At 39.5% G+C, this 4,233-nt stretch carries 4 protein-coding genes and 1 riboswitch; of the genes, 1 reads left to right on the top strand and 3 read right to left on the bottom strand.

Annotated features, from left to right (window positions below; all coding sequences use genetic code 11):
* Positions 1 to 180: 180 nt before the first annotated feature.
* Positions 181 to 283: riboswitch (SAM riboswitch) on the top strand.
* A gap of 82 nt (positions 284 to 365) precedes the next feature.
* Positions 366 to 1,118, top strand: coding sequence for a cyclase family protein (locus tag IEV18_RS16400; protein ID WP_188393439.1), 753 nt, complete (start codon positions 366 to 368; stop codon positions 1,116 to 1,118).
* A 563-nt stretch (positions 1,119 to 1,681) separates the two neighbouring features.
* Here IEV18_RS16400 and IEV18_RS16395 read toward each other — a convergent pair.
* Genes IEV18_RS16395 through IEV18_RS16385 form a run of 3 tightly spaced genes read right to left on the bottom strand, consistent with a single transcriptional unit; the run spans position 1,682 to position 3,869 of the window.
* A complete protein-coding gene (locus tag IEV18_RS16395; protein WP_188393438.1) occupies positions 1,682 to 2,425 on the bottom strand; it encodes an energy-coupling factor ABC transporter ATP-binding protein in 744 nt (247 codons plus the stop codon).
* A complete protein-coding gene (locus IEV18_RS16390) occupies positions 2,422 to 3,264 on the bottom strand; it encodes an energy-coupling factor ABC transporter ATP-binding protein (protein ID WP_188393437.1) in 843 nt (280 codons plus the stop codon). The genes IEV18_RS16395 and IEV18_RS16390 overlap by 4 nt, the downstream gene beginning before the upstream one ends.
* Positions 3,261 to 3,869 (bottom strand): energy-coupling factor transporter transmembrane component T, encoded by a 609-nt coding sequence (locus tag IEV18_RS16385; protein WP_188393436.1) that lies wholly within the window; start codon positions 3,867 to 3,869, stop codon positions 3,261 to 3,263. The genes IEV18_RS16390 and IEV18_RS16385 overlap by 4 nt, the downstream gene beginning before the upstream one ends.
* Positions 3,870 to 4,233: the final 364 nt, after the last annotated feature.

Here is a 4,233-nt window from a genome sequence, read left to right as displayed (position 1 = left end):
ATTTGTGTTGGTAAAAATAAACTTTTTCCACACAGAAATATAAATTCAAGTTTCTTCGATTAAAAAATACGAATGGATTGAAGGTATAACAAAGAAAATCGGTAAACTTAAAAGTAAAAACGGTTGACTTTTCTTGTGTTTATGTATATTATATTAATGGAAAATTTCATAATATTGATTTTCTTATCCAGAGAGGCGGAGGGACTGGCCCAAGGAAACCTCGGCAACAGGCTGTTACAGCACTGTGCCAATTCCAGAAAGCGAGAATGCTTGAAGATAAGAAGAGAACGTAGCTTAGTGTGTGCAACCTCTTCTATTTTTAAGAAGAGGTTTTTTAATTCCATTATTACAAGGAGGAGTTGTTGATGACAGAACGTACCGTTGTTTCAGAATTGCAACAAGCCATCGAAGTTTTGAAAGGAAAAACGTGGGTAGACTTGACCCACGCATTCGGCCCGGATTCCCCACATTTTACCGCTTTCAACGATGCCGAGTTCAAAACCCTTTTCACCCATGATGATGGCTTCTTAGCACAAGCGTTCACTTTTCCGGGACAATATGGGACCCATATCGATGCACCGATCCACTTTGTGAGAGACACGCGTTACATCGAAGAATTGGACTTGAAAGAACTCGTGTTGCCGCTTGTCGTCATTGACAAATCAAAAGAAGCGGATGAAAACAATGACTTCACTTTGACGAAAGAAGATGTTTTACAGTTCGAAGCAGAATACGGAACAATTGAACCAGGAACGTTTGTCGCCTTACGAACCGATTGGAGCAAACGCTGGCCGGATAAAGAAGCCTTTGAAAACAAAGATGAAGAAGGAAATCAGCATCTGCCGGGATGGGGAATCGATGCTTTGAAGTTTTTGTTTGAAGAAAGAAAAATTAAAGCCGTCGGACATGAAACCTTCGATACGGACTCGTCCATCGATTTTCGTAAAAACGGCAAGCTCATCGGTGAATATTACGTGTTGGACCAAGACACATATCAAATTGAACTGATGACGAACCTCGATAAAGTACCGGCAAAAGGCGCCTGCATTTTCAATATCGTCGCCAAACCAGAAAAAGCGAGCGGATTCCCAGTACGTTCCTTCGCGGTTTTACCTTAAGAAACACATGGCGAGTCATTGTGGGGCTCGTCGTTGGAACGGAGATTCGAATTTTTAATCGTTTAGATCAGATGCGGTTTATTGCTCATAAGCCGAACGCTCACCTCAGGAAAAGATTCCAGATTTTCGTCAGGTCAGGCACATCCTTTACAAATATTCTCTAGATTTTTCCTTAAATCACGTATATCACCGTCTGTCCTGTTTTGGCTAAAAATGGTATTTGAATGATATCTGTCTTAATTGACAAAACGTTTACCGGAGTAGAGAGTAAGAGAGTCTTTTCCCTTTGTTTTCTCAATGCAAGTCCTGCCTTTTCCTTTTTAACTCTATGTGTTCACTCTCATACCAATAGTTAATAGTTTACATACTTGCCGAGGTTAGAGCCCTTATCGACCTTATTCAGGACGATCTCATTTCAAACTTCCAAAAAGTAAGAGGAAAGCCTTCAAGAGACTTTCCTCTTCACCGAAAATCAAACCAAACCCTATTATAGAATGTTAGACGTCCAATCTTTCCTTCAATGCTTTAATTAATTGTTCATCCGTCAAATAGTTCCCCTTCAATCATATCTCATCTGCTATTTGCGCAATATGCGGCTGTTCCAAATGAGCTTGTTTGATTATTTCTTTATGGGTGAAAACTTCTTCGCTTGGACCATCCAATAGGACTTTTCCTTGGTTGAATACAATCGTCCGTTCAAAGACCTCTACCGCAAAATCCATATCATGCAAAATACAAATGACGAGCTTCCCTTGGTCACGAAGTTCAAAAATGATTTCCTTCAATTTTTCTTTACCGGCAAAGTCTTGTCCCATCGTCGGTTCATCAAAGATGACAATTTTTGTATCCATGGCCAGAATGGAAGCGATCGTAATCATTTTTGGTTCTGATAAGCTTAAATCATAAGGATTGGTTTCCAATTCCTTATCCAGATTTACCTTTTTCAGCATTTCGATTGATTTTTCCCTAGCCTCAGCTTCACTTTGCCCAATGTTCAACGGTCCGAACATGACTTCACTGATCACTGTATTTTTAAAGATTTGATCGCTTGGGTTTTGGAAAACCATGCCAATATCCTTTGCTAGTTGTGCGGTTGTATAATCTTTCGTATTTTTTTGATTGACGATGATTTCTCCTTCAGTCGGTGTGAGCAGCCCCTTCAGTAACTTGACAAAGGTGGATTTTCCTGCTCCGTTCTGACCGACAATTGCCGTCGTTTCACCATTGAATCGTAGATCTATACCTTTCAGCACTTCCTGATTATTTGAATAGGAAAAATGCAAATGGTTGACTTCAATTAGACTCATAGCTTATCACCAATTTCTTGAGTAAACCCCTTGATGGTCACAGGGTAATCATCCGACCCTTGTTTCCGGATTCCTAAAGCCTTTGCAATCCTTGTGACGACAGGAGGTTCGATGCCGTGTTCTTGTAAATCATCACGGGAAAAGACTTTTTCAGGAACATCAAAATCAATCATTTTCGAATCATCCATCAGTAAAATTCGATCAGCGTAATGAGCCACTTTATCGATTTTATGTTCAGCCATAATGATCGTCATACCTTCTTTGGATAAATTTTCAACTACTTTAAAAACTTCTTCAGATCCTTGTGGGTCTAGCTGTGAGGTCGGCTCATCCAATATTAAAATCTTTGGCCTCATCGCTATGACCGAGGCAATCGCCACCCGTTGCATTTGTCCACCGGAAAGATCAAATGGATTTTGATCCTTCAACGCTGCAATATCTAATAATTCCAAGCTTGTATTCACTCTTTCAATGATTTGCTTTCTTTCCAACCCAATATTTTCCAGTCCGAAAGCGATTTCTTCAAACACATTTGTTTTGGAACCGGTCATTTGTGAAAATGGATTTTCAAATACTAAACCAACATGGGTGGAAATCTCTCCAACTTCATGGTGTCTTACTTCAAGACCATTGACGATCACCTTTCCGCCATATCCTCCACTGAAAAAATGTGGGACGAGCCCAGCCAAAGCAAAACATAATGTCGATTTGCCGGCTTTGTTTCTGCCTACGAGACCAATGAATTCTCCTTCTTTCACTTCAAAGGAAACATCATTTAAGGCCAGCTTATCTGTATTCGGGTATTTATACTTTAAACCTTCAACTTGAATGATGCTCATATCAGTATCCTCCAAACAATCGTTCCAAGAAGCACCAACCACAATATCAATTGGATGAACCCCTGATGATGATATTCTTTTGCTGCATTTAAAAACGTCTTTTTAATTCCTGTATTAAATCCCCGTACTTCTAGAGCAATCGCCCGTTCCCTCGTGCTATTCAACGAATTTAATACGACAGGACCAATTAAAGGGAAAAATGCTTTCATACGCACGCTTAGATTTCCTTTTGTTTCCATCCCCCTTGACGCTTGAGCATCGGCTATTTTACCCATCGTTGCACGCATTTGCGGAATCAATTGAAGCACAGAAAGAAGTACATAACCAATTTTCGGTGATAAACCTTTTCTAATAAAAGCTTCAACCAATTCGTCATGTCTCGTCGTCAATATTAGTACACCGAAAGCCATGATCATATTGAAGACACGAAGAGTAAGCAGAGCGGCATAACTGATGCCCTCTTTATAAAATGTAAGAAATCCAATCGAAAAAAGCTCTGTTTGGTTTTCCGGATTGAAAAAGCCTTGAACAATAACAATGGAAATGATCAATATAATACTTATTGCTAAAATGCAAATCAATATGGGTTTTCGTCGTCCCCTCATCTCGAACCGATCGAGGAATATTGGTCTCGGAAAGGGATACTCGGCTCAGACATGGAAACATCGACGTTATTTGTTTTGGGTGCTTTACGAAACTTGAGGACCGCATCCATTTTAAATGTAGTTGTTCCATCTAAAGGAAATTTGCAGTCTGGGATTAATGATTTGGTGGGAGGAGAAAGTTTACCTCAAAGAGGAGAGGAACATCAAATTTTGGTGGCTTTGGAAGGGATTGCTTCCTTCCATCATTCATAAACCTGAATTATTCATAGAAAACTTTTGATTACTTTTGAATGCTTATTTATCAAGCGTTTCATCTGACTTGATCATGCATCAAATAAATGAAAAAAGAATCCATTTCTGTTAA

Source organism: Compostibacillus humi (assembly GCF_014637175.1).
GTDB lineage: Bacteria > Bacillota > Bacilli > Bacillales > Amphibacillaceae > Oceanobacillus > Oceanobacillus humi.
The sequence above is the reverse complement of the archived record's forward strand: the minus strand, read 5'-3'. Positions and strand labels throughout refer to the sequence as shown.